General features: G+C 72.8%; 14 protein-coding genes. 4 read left to right on the forward strand and 10 right to left on the reverse strand.

The features are described from left to right. Positions 1-19 precede the first annotated feature (19 nt). The 3 genes from HD597_RS37165 to HD597_RS37175 are packed head-to-tail and all read right to left on the reverse strand — an operon-like array spanning position 20 to position 3,661. Positions 20-1,348, reverse strand: coding sequence for an MFS transporter (locus HD597_RS37165; RefSeq protein WP_253748455.1), 1,329 nt, complete (start codon positions 1,346-1,348; stop codon positions 20-22). Between the two features lie 10 nt (positions 1,349-1,358). Next, entirely contained in the window at positions 1,359-2,903 is a 1,545-nt protein-coding gene (locus tag HD597_RS37170) for an acetate--CoA ligase (RefSeq protein WP_253748457.1), read from the reverse strand. Then, positions 2,900-3,661: an enoyl-CoA hydratase/isomerase family protein gene (locus tag HD597_RS37175; protein WP_253748459.1), complete on the reverse strand. Its 762-nt coding sequence runs from the start codon at positions 3,659-3,661 to the stop codon at positions 2,900-2,902. The genes HD597_RS37170 and HD597_RS37175 overlap by 4 nt, the downstream gene beginning before the upstream one ends. Positions 3,662-3,772: 111 nt before the next feature. On the opposite strand from HD597_RS37175, the gene HD597_RS37180 reads away from it, so the two are divergent. Beyond that, on the forward strand, positions 3,773-4,666 hold the full coding sequence (locus HD597_RS37180; protein ID WP_253748461.1) for a LysR substrate-binding domain-containing protein: 894 nt from the start codon (positions 3,773-3,775) through the stop codon (positions 4,664-4,666). 138 nt (positions 4,667-4,804) lie between these two features. Continuing rightward, positions 4,805-5,683: a polysaccharide deacetylase family protein gene (locus tag HD597_RS37185; RefSeq protein WP_253748462.1), complete on the forward strand. Its 879-nt coding sequence runs from the start codon at positions 4,805-4,807 to the stop codon at positions 5,681-5,683. Here HD597_RS37185 and HD597_RS37190 read toward each other — a convergent pair. Continuing rightward, a complete protein-coding gene (locus HD597_RS37190; RefSeq protein ID WP_253748464.1) occupies positions 5,680-6,045 on the reverse strand; it encodes a hypothetical protein in 366 nt (121 codons plus the stop codon). The two genes, HD597_RS37185 and HD597_RS37190, sit on opposite strands and share 4 nt — an antisense overlap. A 560-nt stretch (positions 6,046-6,605) precedes the next feature. On the opposite strand from HD597_RS37190, the gene HD597_RS37195 reads away from it, so the two are divergent. Further along, a complete protein-coding gene (locus tag HD597_RS37195) occupies positions 6,606-8,120 on the forward strand; it encodes a PepSY-associated TM helix domain-containing protein (protein WP_253748466.1) in 1,515 nt (504 codons plus the stop codon). Positions 8,121-8,531: 411 nt separating this feature from the next. Here the strand turns inward: HD597_RS37195 and HD597_RS37200 are convergent, their stop codons facing one another. Next, positions 8,532-10,721, reverse strand: coding sequence for a serine/threonine-protein kinase (locus HD597_RS37200; protein ID WP_253748468.1), 2,190 nt, complete (start codon positions 10,719-10,721; stop codon positions 8,532-8,534). A 242-nt stretch (positions 10,722-10,963) separates the two neighbouring features. On the opposite strand from HD597_RS37200, the gene HD597_RS37205 reads away from it, so the two are divergent. Beyond that, positions 10,964-12,385: an alpha/beta fold hydrolase gene (locus tag HD597_RS37205; protein WP_253748470.1), complete on the forward strand. Its 1,422-nt coding sequence runs from the start codon at positions 10,964-10,966 to the stop codon at positions 12,383-12,385. A 128-nt stretch (positions 12,386-12,513) separates the two neighbouring features. Here the strand turns inward: HD597_RS37205 and HD597_RS37210 are convergent, their stop codons facing one another. The 5 genes from HD597_RS37210 to HD597_RS37230 form a co-directional block, all read right to left on the reverse strand. Beyond that, the gene (locus HD597_RS37210; RefSeq protein WP_253748472.1) at positions 12,514-14,469 is read right to left on the reverse strand and encodes a glycoside hydrolase family 71 protein; all 1,956 of its coding nucleotides are present in this window, start codon (positions 14,467-14,469) and stop codon (positions 12,514-12,516) included. A 224-nt stretch (positions 14,470-14,693) separates the two neighbouring features. Continuing rightward, complete coding sequence (locus tag HD597_RS37215) at positions 14,694-17,459, reverse strand: DUF5682 family protein (protein WP_253748475.1); 2,766 nt, start codon at positions 17,457-17,459, stop codon at positions 14,694-14,696. Further along, positions 17,456-18,571, reverse strand: coding sequence for an ATP-binding protein (locus tag HD597_RS37220; protein WP_253748477.1), 1,116 nt, complete (start codon positions 18,569-18,571; stop codon positions 17,456-17,458). The genes HD597_RS37215 and HD597_RS37220 overlap by 4 nt, the downstream gene beginning before the upstream one ends. Before the next feature lie 11 nt (positions 18,572-18,582). Continuing rightward, entirely contained in the window at positions 18,583-19,950 is a 1,368-nt protein-coding gene (locus HD597_RS37225) for a VWA domain-containing protein (protein WP_372513448.1), read from the reverse strand. Continuing rightward, positions 19,947-21,335 carry a hypothetical protein gene (locus tag HD597_RS37230; protein WP_253748481.1) on the reverse strand — a complete coding sequence of 463 codons (1,389 nt, stop codon included), beginning with the start codon at positions 21,333-21,335 and terminating at the stop codon, positions 19,947-19,949. Before HD597_RS37230 ends, HD597_RS37225 begins: the two co-directional genes overlap by 4 nt. Positions 21,336-21,347 lie beyond the last annotated feature (12 nt).

Below are 21,347 nucleotides of genomic sequence, written 5' to 3' on the forward strand. Positions count from 1 at the left end.
GACCAGCCCCGCGCGGCTGTCAACCCCGGCCGGCGGGAACCACGGCGTCCACGCCGCGGTCCAGGCGCAGCCCCCGCGTCTCCTTGAACGAGGTCAGCACCACGACCAGCGACACCGCCGCGATCACGACCATGTAGAAGGCGGGCGCGATGGCGCTGCCCGACGCCGACACCAGCCCCGTCGCGACGAACGGCGCGGTGCCGCCGAACAGCACGTACGCGGCGGTGTAGCCGATGGCCGAGCCGCTGGCCCGCACCTTGGCGGGGAACATCTCGACCAGCGCGGGCACGTTCGAGGTGCCGATCACCGAGACCAGCATGGCCAGCAGCGACGTGCCCAGCATGGCCCCCGCCAGCCCCGACCCCATCAGCCAGAACGCGGGCAGCGGCAGCAGCACGAACCCGGCGCAGGCCGCGATCAGCATGGGCCGCCGCCCGAACCGGTCGCTGGCCATGGCGGCGAAGACGCAGGCCACGCTGTACGCCAGCATCGACACGACGTTCGTGAGCTGCGACTCGCTCTTGGTGTAGCCCAGCTCCTCCGACATGTACGCGATCATGTAGCTGCTCATCAGGTAGTACCCGACGGCGTTGGTGATGCTGTAGCCGAACAGCGTGGCGATCTGCCGGCCGCAGCGCCGCACGGCCTCGCGCAGCGGCGCCGGCTCCACCGCGTCGTGCTGCTCCAGCGACCGGAACACGGGCGTGTCCTCGACCTTGGAGCGCAGGTACAGCCCGATGAGCCCGAGCGGCGCCGCCAGCAGGAACGGCACGCGCCACCCCCAGCTCTGCAGCGCCTCGGCCGTCAGCGTCGAGGTGAGCAGGAAACCGACGCCGGAGCCCGCCACGCTGGCCAGGCCCACGGTCACGGGCACGGCGGCGGCGAAGCGGGCCCTGCGGCCCTCGGGCGCGTACTCGACGATGAACGCCGACGCTCCCGTGTACTCGCCTCCGGTGGAGAAGCCCTGGGCACAGCGCAGCAGGAACAGCAGGATCGGCGCGGCCATGCCCCAGGAGGCGTAGGTCGGCAGGATCCCGATGAGGAACGTGGCGCCGCTCATGGTGAGCACGGTCAGGGCCAGCATGCGGTTGCGGCCGAGGCGGTCGCCGTACCGGCCGAAGAAGGCCGCGCCGAGCGGCCTGGCGATGAAACCGCCCGCGAAGATCGCCCAGGTGGCGAGCAGGGCGGCCGACTTGTCGTAGTCGGGGAAGAACAGCGCGGCGATGGTCGCGGACATCACGGCGTACGCCGCGGAGTCGAACCATTCGACGAAGTTGCCGATCGCGGAGGCCAACGAGACCTTGCGCCTGACGGCCGCTGAAGTGGGCGCGGATTCCTGGGGGGTCATGCCTGGCTCCTTACTGGGTGTGACGGAGGCGGAGCTGCGCGCGCTGGATCTTCCCGGTCGCCGAGCGGGGCAGCTCGTCGACGAACTCGATCTCGCGCGGGTAGGCGAAGCGCGAATGCGTGGTCTTCGCGAACTCGCGGATCTCCCGTGCCAGCTCCTCGCCCGGCCGGTGGCCCGGCGAGAGCAGGACCCACGCCTTGACGGCCTGGCCGCGCACGGGGTCCGGCACCCCGGCCACGCCCACGTCGGCGACGGCGGGGTGGGCGCGCAGCGCCTCCTCGATCTCGTCGGGGCCGACGCGGTAGCCGGAGGTCTTGATCACATCGTCCACGCGGCCGAGGAACCAGTAGTAGCCGTCCTCGTCCACGCGCGCGTGGTCCTTGGTGTGGAACCACTGCCCGCCGAAGCTCTCCTGGGAGGCCTCGGGGCGGTTCCAGTAGCCGAGCGGGAACTGCGGGTTGCTCCGCGCCCGCAGGCAGATCTCGCCGACCTCGCCCTGGGGCACCGGCCGCTCGTGCTCGTCGAGCAGCGCCACGTCCCAGCCGGGCAGCGGGCGGCCCATCGAGCCCTCCTTGACCGCCGTGCCGGGCAGGTTCCCGATCAGCGGGTACGACTCGGTCGAGCCGTAGTAGTCGAGCAGCGTGACGCCGAACTGGTCGCGGAACCACCGGATGAGGTCGGCGGTGAGCGGCTCGTTGGCGCAGCAGACCGTGCGCAGGCGCTGCGGGTGGCGGGCGCCCGCGTCCGGCACCCGCTCGCGCATCTTGCGCAGGAACGTGGGGTTGACCAGCCCGGTCGTCACCCCGTTGCGCGCCATGCCCGCGAGCAGCCCCTCCGGGTCGAACCCGGCGGCCGGCCGGTACACGTAGTGCACGGCGCCGGCCCGCAGCGGCCCCATGAGCTTGGCCATCGACCAGGCCCACTCCCCCGCGCCGTAGAAGACGTCGCCGGGGCGCAGGTCGTGGCAGACCTCGAACTCGTTGTGGCCGAGCAGCGTGCGGTGCGCGTGCACGATGCCCTTGGCGGGGCCGGTCGTGCCGGAGGTGTAGAAGATCAGCGCCGGGTCGTCGGCGGCCGTGTCGGCGTCCTCGAACTCCGGCTCCAGCCGCCCGATCACCGGGTCGTCCACGTCCACCACGATGCCCTCGTAGCCGCCGGCCCTGCGGACCGCGCCGGCCTCCGTGACCAGCACGGACGCGCCCGAGTCCGCCAGCCGGTAGGCGATCTGGTCGTCGGCCCACAGCAGCGACATGGTCACCAGCACGGCGCCGGTGCGCAGCACGCCGAGGTAGGTGGCGGGCGTGTCGGTGCGCTGCGGCAGCATGACGGCGACGCGGTCGCCGGGGCCCACCCCGGCGCCCTTCAGGCAGGCGGCGATCTGCCGGGAGCGGTCCTGGATCTCGCCCCAGCGGATCTCCTCGTGGGAGCCGGTGTGGTCCTCGAAGATCAGGGCCAGGCTCTCGCGCGGATGGCGGTCGGCCACGTCCACGGCCATGTTGTAGCGCTCGGGGACGCGCCACTCGTAGCCGGCGGAGGGAACGCTCCAGCCGGTCATCGGGCACGCCCCCGCAGGAAGCGGTTCATCTCGCGCTGCGGCTCGCCCGAGGCGTACGCGGCGGCGTGCACCTTCTTGGCGGCGTCCACGGCCTCGGCCAGCGCCTGGCTCTCCAGCTCCCGCAGCCGCCCCTTGGTCAGCGCCACGGCGCCGGGCGGCAGCGCGGACAGCTCCTTGGCCTGCCTGACGGCCTCCGCCAGCACGTCGCCGTCGCCGACGAGCCTGGTCAGCAGGCCCAGCCGCTCGGCCTCCGCCCCGTACACCAGCCGCCCGGTCAGCGCGAACTCGGTGGTCCTGGCCCGGCCGAGGATGTTCCACATGGCCCAGATGCCGGTGATGCTCGGGATGCCGGACAGCACCTCGGGCTGCCCCATCCGGACGCCGGGGTGGCCGATGCGCAGGTCGGCCAGCAGCGCGTACTGGAAGCCCGATCCGGCCGCCACCCCGTTCACCGCCGCCACGACCGGCTTGTCCAGGTCGAGGACCGCCCGGTAGAGGCGGTCGAAGCCGTCGATCCAGGCATCGGAGGCGGCGTGGTCGTCCGGGTCGATCGTGGCCGTCTCGCCCAGGTCCTGCCCCGCGCAGAAGGCCCGCCCGGCGCCCGTGAGGACGACCGCGCCCACCTCCGGGTCGGCGCCCGCCTCGCACAGCAGCGCGATCAGCCGCTCGCGCATCTCGGCGGTCCAGGCGTTCAGCTTCTCCGGCCGGTTCAGGGTGATCACCGCGACGGGTCCGTCACGGTCCAGCAGCACAGTCACAAGCGTCCCTTCGCAGGTCAACGGGCTTGCCGGGATACAACCAGGTGTGACGGGGCCGTGGCCAACATCAATGAAGTCCCTTGGCGATATCAGAGCGATATGGTGGGGCCGATGGAGCTGCGTCACCTGCGGTACTTCGTCGCCGTGGCGGAGGAGCTGCACTTCGGCCGGGCGGCGGAGCGGCTGCACATGGCCCAGCCGCCACTGTCCCAGCGCATCCGCGATCTGGAGCGGGAGCTGGGCGTGCGGCTGTTCGACCGCAACCCGCACCGCGTCTCGCTGACCGAGGCGGGCGCGCTGCTGCTGGAGCACGCCCGCGGCGTGCTCGACCGCGCCGACGCCGCCCGCGAGGCCATGCGCCGCATCCGCCCCGGCGCGTCCGGGGTGCTGCGCGCGGGCGTGCCGCCCGACACGACGCCCATGGCGCTGCGGACGCTGGTGGCGCGCTTCACCGAGCACGTCCCCGACGTGCTGCTGGAGCTGCACGAGCTCACCACGGCCAGCCAGCTCGCCAAGCTGCGCGCCGGGGAGCTCGACGCGGGCCTGGTACGGCACCCCTGCGACACGGTGGGGCTGGAGTCCAGCGAGGTCGTGCACCGGCGGCTGGGCGTGGTGCTCCCCGCCGGCCACCGGGCGGCCCTCCAGGACGTGGTACGCCTGCGCACGCTCGACGGCTCACCCCTGGTGATCTTCCCCAGGGAGATGGCGCCGCAGCTCTACGACCACGTGCTGGAGGCGTGCCGCGACAACGGCTTCCTGCCCGGCGCGATCCGGCACGCCCGCAACCCGCACTTCGTGCACGGCCTGGTCATGTCGGGGCTGGGGGCGCACCTCAACGAGGAGCCGTACGACGAGCTGCCGGCCGGGCTGGTGTGGCGGCCGATCGACGAGCCCCGGCTGACCTGGTCCACCTCCGCCGTGTGGCCGCCCGTGCAGGGCGGGGAGGTCGTCGGCGCGTTCGCCGAGGCCGCGCTGGCGGGGCTGCGCTCCGTCGGGCACGCCTGAGATCCCTGTCATCCGGTTCGCGTTCCTGTGCGAACCAGGAGCCAAGGACGCGAGTCCAACCTTTGGAACGATCCTGGCGTCGCCGGGGTCGTCCTTCAGGGGACACGCACCGGGGGCGGTGCTCGTACAGGGGGATTCATGGACATCGACGCGATGTCGCGCGGGCCTGGGGCGGCCGGCGCGAGACGGGGGACGGCGAGGGCGATCGCCGCGGTGGCACTGGCGGCGGGCCTGGGGGGTGCGGGCACGCTCGTCACCAGCGCGGAAGCGGCGCGGGCCGCTTCCGCGACGACCGCCGCCACCACTGAGGCGGCCTTATCCGCGAGCGCCCTCGCCGCGGCCGCTGCTCCACGGGCCGCTGCGGCGTCCGGGTCCGCTTTCGCGGCCGGGGGCGCCGCCTTCGCGGCCGGGGCCAGGCCGGTGAACTGCCGGCGGGTCAAGTGCGTGGCGCTGACCTTCGACGACGGCCCCGGCAAGTACACGGACGCGCTGCTGCGGAGCCTGGCGGCCTACCGGGCGCGGGCCACGTTCTTCGTCGTCGGGCAGAACGTCGCCGCGTACCCGGGGATCGTGCGCAGGACGCACGCGGCGGGGCACGAGATCGGCAGCCACACCTGGTCGCACCCGGACCTGACGAAACTGTCGGCCGCGGCGGTGCGCTCGCAGTTCGCCCGTACCGATCGGGCGATCAGGGCGGCCATCGGGATCACGCCGAAGCTCGTCCGGCCGCCGTACGGGGCGTTCAACGCGACCGTGCGCTCGCAGGCCGGGCGGCCGGTGGTCATGTGGAGCGTGGACACCCTGGACTGGCGGTACCGCAACAGCGCCAAGGTGGCCCGCAAGGCGATCAAGGCCGTCCGTCCGGGCAGCGTCATCCTCTTCCACGACATCCACCCCTCGACCGTGCGGGCCATCCCGAAGGTGCTGAAGAGCCTGTCCAAGCGCGGCTACCGGTTCGTCACCGTCAGCCAGCTCTTCGGGGGCGATCCGCCGCGGGTGGTCTACGGCCGGGGCTAGCGCTCCCGCGAGCGGGCGCGAACTTCTCTCGCGTCCGTTGAACCGCGCTCGCCGGACGGGCGTATCCGTCCATGTGAGCGGTGATCGCGCATGAGCCCCGAGCAGAGAGGACGCGGCACCGGCAGCAGGGACACCGCGCAGGCCGGGCGGCCCGGCCTGCGCGGGCTGCGGGCGGCGGTGTTCGCGGTCGTGTGCGTGCTCGCGGCCCTCGGCATGCACGTGCTGGCCGGGGGGCCGATCGCCGGCCTGGGCACGGTGGTCACGGCCACGGCCGCGACGGGCGCGGGCGCGTTCGTGCTGGCCCGGCGCCGCCGGTCCGCCGGGACGCTGCTCGCCGCCTCGTTCGCCGCCCAGTACGGCATGCACCAGCTCTTCACCGCCGATCTGCTCACCGCGGGCCTGGGCGTCTCCCTGCATCACCACCCCCTGAGCGCGCCGGGCCATCATGGCGGCGGGCTCTACGGCGGCATCGTGATGCCGGCGGCGCACGTCCTGGTGGCCGCCGTCTCGGCGTGGTGGCTCGATCGGGGCGAGAAGGCGCTGGCCACGCTGCTGCGGCTGCTGGCCTGCTCGCTCCACGACCTGTGGGCCCTGCTGACCGCCCGCGACGCGCCGCCCTCCGCACTCCCCCGCCGGCTCCCGGCGCCGGTGAGCGCGGGTGCCGGTGGCCTCCGCCACGCCCAGGTGCTGGCCTGGGCTCTGTGCCGGCGGGGGCCGCCCCGCCAGGTGCCAGGGATCGACGTCTCGGTCGTTCGCGGTGTACGCGCCTGCTCACGTAGCACGCGCCTGCTCACGCGACACGCGCCGGTCCACGTGGCACGCGCCTGCTCACGTCGGCAAGTGCCTGTTCACGCGACACGGCCCTGTTCACGCGGCACCCGCCTGTCCTGCCGCATGCGCGCACCTCCGGAACGGAACCCCCATGACCTCTGTCGAAACACGCCCGGAAACAGCCCTCCCCGCGCCCGCGAAAACCTCCTCCCAGCGCTACCGCGCCGTCTGGCGCTGGCACTTCTACGCCGGCCTCTTCGTCGCCCCGATCCTGCTCGTCCTGGCCGTCACCGGCTCCATCTACCTCTTCAAGGAGCCCTTCGAGGAGTGGCGCTACCAGGACGTCCGCACGCTGGCCCAGCCCGCCGCCACGGCCCGCCCCCTGTCGGAGCAGATCGCCGCCGCCCAGCAGGCGCGGCCGGGCACTCCGGTCATGTCCGTCGTCCCGCCCACGTCCCCCGACCGCACCACCCGCGTCATCCTCCAGGGCGCCGACACCGGCCCCTGGGCGCAGGGCGTCTCCGTGTACGTGGATCCGGGCACGGCCACGGTGGTCGGGCAGATCGACGACGGGGCCACGTTCATGCGCGTGGTCCGTACGATCCACGGCGAGCTCATGTCCGGCACGGTCGGCGACCGCGTCGTGGAGACCGCCGCCTGCTGGGCCCTGATCCTCGTCGCCACCGGCACGTACCTGTGGTGGCGCGGCCGGCGTACCCGCAGGAAGCCCGCCCGGCCAGGACGCGGCCGGCTGCGGCGGCTGCACATCCTGACGGGGCTCGGCGGGGGTTCGGTGGTCGTCTTCCTCGTCCTGTCCGGCCTGCCGTGGTCGGGCGTGTGGGGTGACGGCCTGCAACGCCTCCAGGCCGGTACGGGCTCGACCTACCCCAGCGCCGACGACTACCCGCACACCTCCGGCCCGCCCCTGTCCGGCGACCTGTCCACCAACCCGGACGCCAAGGTCCCCTGGGCAGCCGAACGCCTCCCCGTCCCGCCCTCCCAGGACGCCCCGCCCTCCCAGGACGTCCCGTCCTCCCAGGACGTTTCGCCGTCCCAGGACGTCCCGCGCTCCCCGGACGGGCACGCCGGACACCACGCCGCGCACGGCGTCCTCCAGCCCGGCGCCCTGCCCATCGAGAACGCCCTGGCCGCCGCCATGCCCGCGATCCGTTCCTGCCCGCCGGCCGAATGCGACCTCAAGGTCCTGCTGCCGGACGGCCCCCAAGGCGTCTACACGATCGTGACCGACCCGCGCCGCGACCCGTCGGCCGCGCAGACGCTCCACGTCGACCAGTACAGCGGCCGGGTGCTGGTCTCCTACGGCTGGGCCGAGTACGGCGTGCTCGCCAAGGCCGTCGAGCAGGGCGTCGCCCTCCACGAGGGCCGCCGGTACGGCACCGCGAACCTGATCGTGATGCTGGGGGCCTGCCTGACCATCATCACGCTGGTGGTCACCGGGGCGTGGATGTGGTGGAAGCGCCGCCCCCGGGGCCGCGCCGGCGCCCCGGCCCGCACCACGGACCGGCGCACCACGTACGGGGTGATCGCGGTCATGGCGGTGCTCGGGGTGCTGTTCCCGCTGGCGGGGGTGACCATGGTGGCGGTCCTGCTGGTGGACCGGCTCGTGGTGCGGCGCATTCCCCTGCTGGCGCGCGTGTTCGGCTGACACCGCCTCCCAGACCGCCCCAGCCACCCCTGCCCGCTCTCACCACCGACCGCCCTACCCTCGCCCGCCCTGCCCGCCCGGTCGCCCGCCCGGTCGCCCGGCCACCCCCGGCCCCACGCCCGACAACCCTGGCCCCTCGCCCGGCAGCCCTGGCCGCCCTGGCCGCCCTGGCCGCTGGTCGCCTGACCGCTCCAACGGCGCTGGCGCCGGCTGGCCGGGCGGCCCCGGCTGGCCTGGCGCCCCGCAGGCTGGCACCCTGGCTGGTCTGGCCGCGCCAACCCGCTCTGGCACCCTGGCCGCGCTCCCCTCGCTGGCCCTTGGCACGCTGGCCCGTGGCACGCTGCCCTCTGGGCGCATGGGTCAAGTGGGGCGCTGGGGCAGCGGTCTAGTGGTCAGATGCAGGCCGTCGGGTCAGCGGTTGAGCGGCCAGACGCGGGCCGTCTGGTCGCGGCCGGCGGTGACCGCGATCGGGCTGCCGTCGAGGAGGCCGATCGCCACCGACCAGACCGCGTCGTCGTGTCCGGTGAGCGGCGCGCCGAGTTCCTGCCCGGCGTTCAGGTCCCAGACGCGGGCCGTTCTGTCCTTGCTGCCGGTCACCGCGACAGGGGTCCCGTCCAGGTTGCTGATCGCCACGGACCAGACCGGGCCCGTATGTCCGGTGAGCGGCCCGCCGAGGGGTTTCCTGGTGGTCAGGTCCCAGATTCTGGCCGTCGTGTCCTCACCGCCGGTGATCGCCACCGGCACGCCGTCCAGGGTGCCGAGAGCCGCCGACCGCACCCAGCCGGTGTGCCCGGTCATCGGCGCGCCGACCTGCTTGCCCGACGCCAGGTCCCAGACGCGCACCGTCCCGTCGTCGCCGGTGGTGACCGCGATGGCCTTGCCGCCGACCTGCCCCGCCGCCACGCCCCACACCGCGCCGTCGTGACCGGTGAGCGGTCTGCCGGACTGCTCGCCCGTACGCAGGTCCCACACCCGGGCGGTGCCGTCGGCGGAGGCGGTGACGGCGACGTGCCGGTCCCCCACCCGGACGGTGGCCACGCCCTTGACGTCGCCGGTGTGGCCGGACAGGACGCGGGACTCGCCGGTACGCAGGTTCCGGACGCGGGCGGTGTCGTCGTCGCCGGCGGTGATGGCGATCGCGGTGCTGTCGAGCTGGTCGAGGGCCACCGACCTGACCCATTCCGTGTGGCCGGTGAGGGTGGCGCCGCTCTGCCGGGAGGTGCGCAGGTCCCACAGGCGGGCGGTCTCGTCGTCCGAGCCGGTCAGCGCGACGGGGACGCCGCCGAGCGTGCCGAGCGCCACTGCCCTGATGTCGTTGGTGTGGCCCGTCAGCGGCCGGCCCGCCTGTCCGCCGCTCGGCGCGGTGGTGCCGACGGTGGCGGCCAGGGGGCTGACGGTGCCCGCGCCGGGTTGCTTCGGCCACATCGCCGCCACCAGCACGGCCGCCACGACCACGAGCGCCACCCCACCTGCCACCAGCGCACGGCGCGGCACCCTGCGCGCCGGCGAAGCCTCCGTGAGCAGTGAGGGAGCGAACGGCAAGGGAGTGGACGGAGAGGAAGTGGACGGTGAAAGCGCGGGCCGTGTCTGCGCCGATGATGCCTGACCGAACGATGCCTGAGTGGGCGGCGTGGGCGTGGGCGGCGTCAGGGCGTCCGCCGTCCGGCCGGCCTCGTCGTCGGGCGGATCCCAACGGGCCGTGGCCGCATCCACCGGATCGGTCCCGCCACGCGGAAGAGCAGGCCCACCCGGCGAACCGGCCGACCCGCCAGGAGCGGCCGCGTCCCAGGTGGCCGCCGGGTCGGCCCCGCCGGTCAGCACCCCGACCAGGGCCTCGGCGGTGAGGCGGCGCGCCGGGTCCTTGTCCAGGCAGGTCACCACCAGCGCCCGCAACGACTCAGGCACCCCCGCCACATCGGGCTCCTCGTGCAGCAGCGCCCGCAGCACCGAAGCCACCGAGTCCCCCGCGAACGCCCGCCGCCCCGTGGCCGCGAACACCATGGTGGCGGCCCAGCTGAACACGTCCGCCGCCGGCCCGACCGGGTCCATGCTGACCTGTTCGGGCGCCATGTACCCGGGCGTGCCCACGGCGCCGGTCTGGGTGGCGGCGTGGTCGAGGGCGCGGGAGATGCCGAAGTCGATCACGACCGGCCCCTCGGGCCCCAGGATGACGTTGCCGGGTTTGAGGTCGCGGTGCACGACCCCGGCGCGGTGGATCGCGGCCAGCGCGGTGGCGGTCGCGACCGCGAGCCGTTCCAGCCCGCCGCCGGTGCGGGGACCGTCCCGGCGGACGGCTCTTTCCAGCGAATCACCGCGTACGTATTCGCTCACGATGTACGGCCGATCGTCGTGCATCCCCATGTCGAGCACGCTGGCCGTGCAGAAGGGCGCGACACGGCGCGCCAGCTCCACCTCGCGCAGGAACCTGCGGCGAGCCTCGGGGTCCTCCGCCATCCTGGCGTGCAGCACTTTGATCGCGACCTGGTCGCCGGACGGGCTCAGCCCCAGGTAGACCGCCCCCTGCCCGCCCTCCCCGAGGAACTCGGCGAGCCGGTATCCGGCGATCCGCCCGAGGTCCTCTCCCGGTCGCGGACGTGACAAGTGCCCACCCCTCCACCGTCAGCAGCAGCCTCAGCACGGATACTACGATTACGGGCACCCCATCGGATTACCCAAAAAGGCAATAAAGACTGACATAGCTGGATTTCCGGAGAATGGTCATTCAGAAGTCATTCGGAATTGTCCGCGACTTCATTTTCCGCGCCGTACTAGCCCTGGCACCACCCCGAAGACGGGACGTGCCACGATCGAGATCCGCCCGCCGGACGACGATCGTGGCAGGCATGAAACTCATCGCGATCGGCGCCGTGCTCGGCGCACTGACCGTGGCGCCCACCGCCTCCGCGGACGCCCCCGGCTGGGGCGCGTGCCAGGGCGACGACCGGCCGCAGGACCTGCGGTGCTCGTCCGTCGAGGTGCCCGTGAACTGGGCCGAGCCGGACGGCCGCAAGATCACGATCAGGATGGCCCGGCTGCCCGCCACCGGCGGCGAGCGCAGGGGCACGGTGTTCAGCATCCCCGGCGGCCCCGGCGGCTCGGGCATCGACGACCTCACCTCGTACCGGAGCAGCTTCGGCAAGCTGCGCGAGCACTTCGACGTGGTCAGCCTCGAGCCGCGCAACGCCACCACGTACGGCCGGCTGCCGCGGAAGTGCTTCGCGACCGGCCCGCTGCTCACCCGCCCGGACACCCGGGGCGAGTACGCCACGCAGGCGGCCGGGATCCGCCGGGCGGCGCAGGAGTGCAGGAAGCTGGACCCCGAGTTCTTCGACCACCTCGACTCGGCGTCCGTGGCCCGCGACATCGACGCGATCAGGGCCGCGCTCGGCGAGGAGCGGCTGAGCTTCATCGCCACCTCCTACGGCGGCGTCCCCGGCGTCGCCTACGCCCGCCTGTTCCCGCACCGCGTCCGCGCCATGTACCTCGACGGGGCCGTCAACCAGTTGCGCGACGCCATGACGGAGGCGCGGACGCGCTATCGGACGTACGAGGCGCAGTTCGGCCGGTTCCTGAAGTGGTGCGACTCGGCCGGCGACGTGTGCGGGGACGACCTGGGCGCCCGCTGGCGCAGGCTGGTCGCCGCCGCCGACGTCAAGCCCCTGCCCGTCAAGGGCGACCCGGCCACGTACAGCGGGTTCGACCTTCAGGTCGCCGCGATGCCGCACCTCGTCTCGCCCGGGCCGGGGAACGCGCGCTGGAAGGAGCTCGCCCAGGCCGTCAGGCAGGCCGAGGGCGGGGACGCGACCGGGTTCGCTACGTACGTGCAGGCGGGCATCGGCACGCCGAAGCCACCGTCGTTCATCGGCATGAACGCCACCCAGTGCGCCGACGGGCTGCGCTACCGCGACTACCGCGACTACCGGGCCGTCCGGGCGCTGGGCGAGCGGCTCTCGCCGAACCTCCACGGGATGGGCCTGTGGCACCGGCTCGGCTGCTCCGGCTGGCCCGCCCCGGCGGCGAACCCGCCCCGGCCGCTGCCCGCCGGCCTGCCGCCGTTCCTGGGCGCGGGGACGTGGACCGACCACGCCGACACGGCCGACCTCGTACGGCGGGTGCCGGGCTCGGCGACGGTCAGGTTCGACGGGCACGGCCACGGGCTGTACCTGACGGGCGACGCCTGCACGATCGGGCACGCCGACGCGTACCTGACGGACCTGCGCCTGCCCGCCCCCGGCACCACCTGCCGCCCCACGACGGCATCCTGAGCCCTCGCCACAAGAACCGGCCCCCTGGGCCCGGTCCTCAGGGGCCCGGTCCTCAGGGGCCCGGTCCTCAGGGGGCCGGTCCTCAAGAGGCCGGTCCGCGGGGGTGGCCCGAGGACCGGCCCGCTTTGTCAGCGTTCGCTCGACACCGCCCGGTAGTGCAGGTCCTGCACGTACGGGGTCGCGGTGACCGTGTACGGCGAGACGACCTTCGCGACCGCGGCCGAGCTCCTGGACACGCTCGCGGAAACGGCGCCCGCCTTCAGCGGGAACGTCCTGGCCGACACCCCTGCGGGCGCGTCGTAGGTCTGGGTCGCGCCCCCGATCGTGACCGACACCTTGGCCGCCGCGGTGAGCATGCTGAGCACCTCCACCGTGTCGCGGGCCGCCGTGCTGCCGCCGCGCAGCTTCATCAGCTTGGTCTGCGCGTACGACGGCGCCGCCGCCACCGGCTGGATCCGGTGCGTCAGGTAGGCCGAGTCGTTGGTGATCTTCGGGCAGCCGAGCTTGTAGCAGGTCAGGTAGTAGGCGTTGATGTCCAGGTACGTCCACCCGGCATTCCGCGACGGCGCGAACTGCGTGTTCTCCGAGTAGTCGTTCCAGGTGGTGAGCTGGACCCAGTCGGCCTTGCCGTCGATGGCGCCCTTCCAGGTGGCCCGCAGGTTCTCGGTGTTGCCTGCCTCGTCGAAGATGCCCTGGTTGGGCCGCTCGTCCTGGATCGACACCGGCTGCATCCAGATCTTGCCCATGCCGTGCGCGGTGGTGATGTTGGTGGCCAGGTTGGCGTTGGCCGCCGGGTTGCGGCCGCCCCAGTTGGAGAAGCCGTAGCTGATCGAGGCGAACGCCTCCCGGTGCTTGTTGAAGTCGAGGAAGCAGGGCACCAGGGCGACCTTGATGCCGTGCGCGGTCTCCATGGTCTTCATCCACGACGACCACCAGGCGGCGGTGCGGCCCTCGGCCTTGAAGGGCGCCACGACGAGGCGGCCGTCGGCGAGCCGGTGGACCGACTTCGACGCGGCGAGCTTGGCCATCGCCGCGGCCAGGGCGGCGCTGTCGACCGAGGCCAGGCCGTTCGTGTCCGGCATGAGCACGATCTTGAAGCCGGGGTCGACCGCCTCGGCGGCCTTGATCAGGTTCTGCACGCGCGTCCAGTGGGCGCTGGTCACGGAGAGGATGTCGACGGTGAAGCCGTCCAGCCCGGCGGCGATGGCCTGCTTCACCTCGGTCTTGAGGTCGGCCAGCGCGTAGTCGCCGGTGATCGGCGAGCGCCCCGGCGGCCGGTCGCGCAGCAGGCCGCCGTACGCGGCGTGCTTGCCGCTCTCGCCCTCGGGCTTGAGGTAGTTCCTGGCGTAGTAATCGTTTTCTGGAGCGGCATTGTCGAGCGAGATCGGATAGGGCGTGAAGTAGTGCGCGAACACCTTCTTGCCCGAGGCCCGCAGCGCCGCCGTTCCCGGCAGGGTGAAGGGCAGCGGCCCGTCGGTCTGCTCCTCGCCCGTGCCCTCGGTGTAGGTGACCGTGAGCTTGGGCCCCCGGTTCCCGGTCTCGCGCGACGACATCAGGACGGTCGTGGTGTCGGACGTCCCCGTGAGGGCGAAGGCGTACGTGCCGTCGCCCTCGATCGCCGCCGAGACGTCCAGCTTGGCCGTCGCGCCCGTGGTGAACCCGGTGTGCGAGTCGAGGGCCGCCTCGGTGAGCCCCGGCCGGGTGTTCCAGGTGGTGGCGGCCTCTGTCCAGTCGCCCGTGACGGGGCGGACGGAGACGGTGGTGTCGGTCGTCCTGGCCGAGATCACGTCGAGCGTGACCTGGACGTCCTCGGCGTCCTCGGGGATGCCGGTGACCTTGAAGCGGACCAGCGCCGCCCGCTGGCCGGCGGCCGTGCTGCCGCAGGCGGAGCCGCAGACGCTCAGCCACGTCGCGGTGGCGAAGCTCTTGGCCGGCTCGGCCTGGCTGACGAACACGTCGTCGGCGGCGGCGAACGTCGCGGTGACCGGCGCGACGGCGGACGCCTGCGAGGGGGCGACGGCGACGGTCCCCAGCGTGGTGAGGGCCGTCACCGCCGTCAGCAGCGCCCGATATCGGTTGACCATGAAACTCCCTTGAATCCCGTGCGGCTCCGGGATGGCGGAGCCGCTTCGCAGGGCAAGGATGAGCCAAGATCAACCAGTTGTTCAGGCATTTGTCCCAAACCGTGAATTTGGAACGTCATCAAAATCGGTTCGTGTGCGCGCGATGACTCTGCGGGGCCGCGACCCCGGCCACCCGGCCGGGCCACGTACGCGTGACCCGGCCGGTGGCCCATCGCACCGGAACGTCAGAGCAGCAGGCCCGCCACCGCCAGCACCGGCTCGGGGTGCTCGGCCAGCAGCGCGCTCACCTCCTGATGCCCGATCTCCACGGCGCCGGCCACACGCCACTCCCCCTCGCACCCGAGCAGCCCCGCCACCGCGTCGCACGCGTCCGGATGGGCGGTGAGCAGCGACGCCACCGGCCCCGACGCCACCGGCGCCGAAGCGGCGGCGGGCTTGGGGCGGGCCGTCCACGGCGGAACCCACGAGTCCACCGCCGTCAGCGAGCCGGGGAACGTGCGCCCCGCCTCCCGGATCAGCACCGGCATCAGCTCCGCCGCCCCGTCCCGCAGCGTGGTGATCAGCTTGGGCAGCCACGGCAGCAGCACGTTGTCGGGCAGCCGCCCGAACGCCTTCGAGATCACCTCCACCACGAACCCCGACAGCCCCGGAGCGGGCTCCATGGCCTGCACGAACCCCATGATGTAGTGCGGGAACGACGGGATGACCAGCGGGTTGGCCAGCAGCTCGTCGCAGCGGGCCCGCAGCTCGGCGATCGGCAGGAGCCCGAGCTGGTGGTGGGCCGCCCACAGCAGAGCCACCTTGCCGGGCGCCTCCGGATGCGACTGCCGCACCGCCAGCTCCAGCTGGGCCCGGTCGCAGCCGAGCGCCAGAGCCAGGCTCTCCATCGTGAACAGGAAGCCCAGCATGGCCGCCACCTGCCGCACGCCCGTGTCGTCGTCCACGAAGGCCGTCGGCAGCAGCGTGCAGTAGTGCGCGTACCCGGCCGTCACGAACGACTCGCACCAGGCGGGCAGCTCGGGCTCGTTGGCCCGGTAGTAGGCGAGCAGCCGCCGGATGCGGCGCAGCACCTCGGGCGCGTCGTCCACGGTGCGCTCGGCGGCGAGCAGCTCCACCGCCCGCGCCCCCAGCTCGTCGGCGAAGCGCCGGCTGCCGAGGAACAGGATGGAGTCCTCGACCGCCGCCAGCGCGACCGCCGCCGTGGCCTTGGGGTCGTGCACCGAGCGCCGCAGCCGCTGCTCCAGCACCTGCTCGATGGTGACGCCCTCGTAGCCGAGCTCGATGATCGAGCGCTGGTACTTGCCGAACGCCAGGTCCCAGCTCTCCTGGATGGAGCGCTCGCCCAGCCTGCGCTCGCCCATGATGGGCCGCACCGCGTCGGACGGCAGCAGGTACCGCAACATCCACAGCAGGTCGGAGCAGGGCACCAGATCCGGCTCGGCGTTCAGGTCGAGCAGCGCCCGCTGGATGGTCCGCTTCTCCAGGTCCAGGCCGAGCGGCGCGAGCCGGTCGTAGACGTTCCTGGCCAGCGGCGGCAGCGCGTCGTAGCCGACCTCGCCGACCCGGTCGCCGCCGAGCAGGATCTCGCACAGCCGCCGGATGTCGCGCCGGCCCGGCACCGCGTCCTTCTCGATGCACGTGACGGCGGCGTCCTGGAAGTCGTACGGCGTGGGCCTGGCGCGGTTGCGCATGCCGGCCAGCAGGATCGAGGTCTCGTAGACCGCGATCGCGTCGGCCGTGCTGGCCAGGTAGCCGTTGCGGCGGGCCAGCCGGACGATGTCCACCGACCAGCCGACCAGCTCGGCGTCGTCGAGCGGGTCGAGCGCCGGCGGCCTGGACAGGAACCCGGTCAGCTTGTCGGCCACCTCGTCCTTCGGCGCGGCGGGCGCGGGCAGCTTGGCCGCCCGCTTGCGGGCGCCCTTCTGCCCGTCGAGCTGGAACGGGGTCAGCCTGCTTCGCGTCAGCGCCTTGGCCCAGGTCGCCGCCGCGATCGACACCGACCCCGAGGCCAGCCCGAACTGCGCCTCGATGGCCGAGTGGCTGGACGGGATGAGGCCGTACAGCCATTTCGTGGCCGTGCGCGGGCTGATCTCGAAGGGGGCCGTGGACCTCAGGCCGAACTGCTCGACGTGGCTGGCGGCGTGGAAGGCGCCGCACACGTACAGGCAGTCGGCGGGGTCGGCGCCGGACGCGGCCAGGTGCTCGCGCATCCTGGTCCACATGTAGCGCTCGCGATCCTCGTCGATGGCCACCCGGCGGTCGTCGTCGGGGCGCAGGCGGCGGAACAGGCTGCCGATCAGCACCATGACCTGGCGGTAGGTGTCGTAGTCCGCGCCGGACAGGGGCTGCTCGACGTACTGGTCCCACCACTCCGACCAGTGGCGCACCTTGCCGTGGTGCAGCAGGTGCTCCTCCAGCTCGGCGAAGCGGGGGCGCAGGTCGCCGATCTCGACGCCGACCGCGTCGCCGTGCAGCCCGGCGCCCTCCTCCTTCGCCGCCGGAGGGCCGGCCGGCTCCTCCTTGGGCTCCCACTGGAAGACGTGGTCGGTCGAGCGGTCCACCAGCACCAGCTCGACGCCGGGGGTCTCCAGCGCGTACGAGATGGCCTGGTACTCGGCCGACGCCTCGGTGATCGGCGCCACCACGCTGAGCGGCGCCGACTCCTTCGGGAAGCCGTCGAGGTCGGTGGCGAACGCCTGCAGCGCCACCGGCAGCCGGCAGTTGCGCAGCTCGGTCAGCAGCGGCTCGAGGTCCTCGCACAGCTCCAGGTAGATGACCTTCGGCTGCTTCTCGCGCAGCCTGCGCACCATCGCCAGCGCGGAGGCCGGCGAGTGGTGGCAGACCGGGAAGATCTCCAGCTCCTCGCGCAGCGCCCGGTCCACGTCGTCCACGAGGCCCGACAGGATGCCGGACACCGCGACGGGGCTGCCGGCGAACTGCTCGGCGGCGTCGAGGAGCTGCTCGCGCAGCGCGCCAAAGGGACCGTTCATGACAGGGTCGAGATGGCCTCGCGGCCGCCCTCGAGGAACTCCGGCCACTCCCCGCCGTCCTTCTTGCTGCGGGGCTCGACGACGCCGTGCCAGTACTTGTTGAGGATGGCCAGGTCCTCGGGGCTGCGCCGGGCCAGCGAGCCGACCAGCGAGGAGGCCAGCGTCTGGGCGCGCAGCACGCGGTCGCCGAAGAAGTGGCTGTGCAGGATGGCGTCCTCCAGCACGCCGATCTGCTCGGCCGTGGACAGCGCCGACTCCAGCTTCTCGTCGTCGCTGGTGGCCGAGGCCGCCGCCGAGCGCAGGTCGGCGAAGCTCTGCAGCAGGATGTCGAGCAGCGTGGGCGGCAGGTCCAGCTCGATCCGGTGCCTGCGCAGCAGCTCCTCGGTGCGGAAGCGGACGATCTCCGCCTCGCTCTTCTTGTTCGTCACGACGGGGATGCGGACGAAGTTGAAGCGCCGTTTGAGCGCCGAGGACAGGTCGTTGACGCCCCGGTCGCGGCTGTTGGCGGTGGCGATGATGGAGAAGCCGGGCTGGGCGAAGACGATGTTGTCGTCGTCGAGCTCGGGGATGGAGACGTACTTCTCCGACAGGATCGAGATGAGCGCGTCCTGAACGTCGCTGGTGGAGCGGGTCAGCTCCTCGAAGCGGCCGATCACGCCGCGCTCCATCGCCGTCATGATCGGCGAGGGGATCATCGACTCGCGGGACTGCCCCTTGGCGATGACCATGGAGACGTTCCACGAGTACTTGATGTGGTCCTCCGTGGTGCCCGCCGTGCCCTGCACCACGAGCGTGGAGTTGCGGCAGATCGCGGCGGCCAGCAGCTCGGCCAGCCAGCTCTTGCCGGTGCCCGGGTCGCCGATCAGCAGCAGGCCCCGGTCGGAGGCCAGGGTCACGATGCTGCGCTCGACGAAACTGCGGTCGCCGAACCACTTCTGCGGGATCTCGCGCTCGATGCCGTCGGAGCGCTCGGAGCCGAGGATGAACACCCGGATCATGCGCGGGCTGAGCCGCCAGGAGAACGGCTTGGGGGCGTCGTCGATCGACTCCAGGTAGTCGAGCTCCTCCGCGTACTTCATCTCTGCGGGGGCGCGCAGCATATCGTCACTCATTCGCGAGTCTCCTAGGTGAGGAAGTTCTTGAGCTCGAAGACGAGCTTGTGGATGTGGCCCGAGATCACCGGGGTGCCCAGGTCCTTGAATTTCTTGCGGAACCACGGATCGACGCTCTGCACGCCCGAGCTGTTGACCGAGCCGACGGGGATGAACTTCACGCCCGAGCGGTAGACGGCCTCGATGCCCTCGTAGAGCGGCTGGGATGCGCCGAACTCGTAGAAGTCGGAGATCCACACCATCACGGTGTTGCGCGGGTCGCTGATCTTGGGGCGGGCCATGGCCATCGCCACCGGACCGTTGTTGCCGCCGCCGAGGTTCGTGCGCATCAGCACCTCGAACGGGTCGTGCACCCAGGGCGTCAGGTCGATGGCGCGGGTGTCGTACGCGATCAGGTGCACGTCGACCTTGGGCAGGCCCGCGAAGATCGAGGCCAGGATGGTGCAGTTGACCATCGAGTCCGTCATCGAGCCCGACTGGTCGACGACCACGATCAGCCTGGCCGGCGTCGTGCGGTGGGCGGTCTGCTTGTAGTAGAGCCGGTCCACGTACAGCCGCTGGTCCTCGGCGTTCCAGTTGGTGAGGTTCTTCCAGATGGTGCGCTCGATGTCGAGGTTGCGGAAGACCCGCTTGGGCGGCACCGAGCGGTCGATGACGCCGGAGCTGGTCTTCTCCACCTGCGTGCGCAGCACCTCGGCGACCTCGTCGACGTACCTGCGGATCAGCGACTTGGCGTTGGCCAGCGCGACGCCCGACAGGTTGGACTTGTCACGCAGGAGCTGCTCGATGAGCGACATGCTGGGTGTGAGCTGCGCGGCCAGGGCCGGATCGGCGAGCACCTCGCGCAGGTGCATGCGCTTGATCAGGTCGCCTTCGAGGCCGGCCAGGACCTTGGCCAGCTCCTCGTTGCCCTGGCTGTGGCGCAGCCCGCCCGGCTCGCAGCCCATGCCGCGCTCGAACCAGGCGGCGTCCTGCTTCCAGCTCTCGAGCTGGGCGGCGGAGACGTTGCCCGAGCCCGTCGCGAACACGTTGAGCAGCAGCTTGGAGACCAGGGCCGCGCGGCGCACCTCGTCGCCCGCCTCGTGCTCCTTGTCGGCCATCAGGCCGTCGAACTCGGCGGCCAGGTCGGGGAAGCGCTGCACCAGGTTGTCGACCGACACGGCGGGGTCGAGCAGGGTGAGCGGCAGGTCGAGGTCGCCGACGATGCCGAGGCTGGCGTTCTCCAGCGCGGGCTGCTCGTCGGTGCCGAACAGCCGGGACATCAGGCGCCAGTAGAGCACCTGCCGCCGCGTCTCGTCGGCGCTCTGCCCGGCCGTCCCGGCGCTCCGCGCGGCGGTTCCGGCGCTCTGCGCGGTCGGCTCTGTGGTCATGTCGGTCATTTCCGCAGCAGCCGTCCTGCCCGCTCGCGCAGCACGGCGACCACGTCGCCGTTCCTGGCCTCGGCCTTGGCCGCCTTGGGGTCGGTGGGGCCGAGCGCCCAGTCGCCGTTGTGCGCGGCGACCGGCTGCTTCTTCACCGACGCCTGCACGGCCAGCGGCTGCAGCGACCACCGCCCGCCGTCCCAGCGCACCAGCCCGATGCACGCCGTGGACGCCTTGACCAGCGCCGGGGTGAGCGGCCCCGCGGACGGCAGCCGGTCGAGGTCGAGGTCGAGCGTGGCACCGCCCAGGTCGATCGTCCGGCCGTCGCTCTTGTAACCCTCGACGAGGACGGGCTCGGCGATGCGTACGGGGTGCCGGTCCAGCGGCGTGACCGCCGGCGGCGTCGCGGCGGCGAGCCGGAGCCTGGCCGTGGCGAACGGGTCGGCCTCCTCCCCCGCGCGGGCCCGGTCGTTCTCCCACACCAGGTCGCCGCCGGGCAGCAGCGGCATGTCGGTGATCTCCACGCTGCGGTGCTGTGCCAGCGCGGACAGCAGCACGGGCTGGTCGCCCAGCAGCTTCCACACGGTCGGCCCGACGATGGTGTCGACCTTGGCGGCCGCCATGCTCGTGCGGACCAGCCTGGCGGGCGCGCCACCGGCGGGCTCCAGGACGGCGTGGATCTGGACGCGTACGACGGTGGCGTGCTCGTGCACGTCGGCGCCCAGGATCAGCAGCCGGCCCGACACCGGCTCGGCGCCGCCGCCGTGCCACGGCCCGTGCTGCGACAGCAGCATGGCGCGCGTCCACAGGTCGGCCCACCTGCGGGCGGGCAGCCGGTCCATGGTGGCCACCGGGCTGGAGGCCCGCAGCTCCGTCGCCAGCCCGTCGAGCAGCACCGCCAGCCCGCGCAGCTCGGGCACGGCCAGCAGCGCCTCGATGGTCTGGTCGGCCGCGGAGACCAGGTCGTGGTCGACGCCGCGCCAGCCGACGATGGCCAGCTCGCGCAGCCACACCCGGCAGCCGGCCAGCAGGTTGCCGGCCACCTCCGCCTTGCCCTCGGCGGGCTCCCAGACGGCACGCGTGCGGCCCAGGGCCGCGTCGAGGCGGGCGAGCAGCGCGTCGTGCACCGCGCCGAACAGCGCGGCCCGGCCGCCGGCCAGCGCCGCCAGGTGCTCGTCGGCGACGGACCCGGCGGCCACCTTCTCCACGGCCTCGCCGACCCGGTCGCCGATGGGGGTGCCCGCCAGCGCGCCCGCCATGGCGGCCAGCGCCGCGGCCGGCTCCTCGCCGAGCCTGGCCAGCCCTAGGGCGAGCGCGTCGTCGAAGCCCGCCACCAGGCCGAGCGCCTCGCCGACGCCCGCGGGATCGTCGCCGAGCAGCTCGCTCAGCTGTACGTCTAGCATCAGCACACCGCC

Source organism: Nonomuraea thailandensis, from assembly GCF_024172165.1.
Lineage (GTDB): Bacteria > Actinomycetota > Actinomycetes > Streptosporangiales > Streptosporangiaceae > Nonomuraea > Nonomuraea thailandensis.